The 229-nt window shown below is 31.9% G+C and carries 1 protein-coding gene; it reads left to right on the top strand.

Annotated features, from left to right (window positions below; translation table 11 throughout):
* Positions 1-229: BppU family phage baseplate upper protein (locus AB3H90_RS14415; RefSeq protein WP_368016921.1), on the top strand; the 229-nt coding region annotated here is incomplete at both ends.

The following is a 229-nucleotide window of genomic DNA, read 5'->3' as shown; positions in this document are numbered from 1 at the left end:
GACAAATCCACCAGCGAAAGTCACTGGATTTACTTTCAAATCCTATGACAAAAAAGCTGGCTTATTACAATTTGAAATTAAAAATCAAGACGGAAGTCCAACTGATTTAATCAATGCGACTGTCCGTCTTTTTATGTATATCTATTCTGGTGAAGAGAAAAAAGAATTTCCTATTTTTGACAACCAAATCATTACTGAAAGCTACATGCAAGGTATTGTAAAATATTTA

Origin of the sequence: Enterococcus sp. C63, assembly GCF_040887215.1 — a bacterium.
GTDB classification, from domain to species: Bacteria; Bacillota; Bacilli; order Lactobacillales; family Enterococcaceae; genus Enterococcus_B; species Enterococcus_B hirae.
This window is presented reverse-complemented; position numbering and strand designations above follow the sequence as displayed.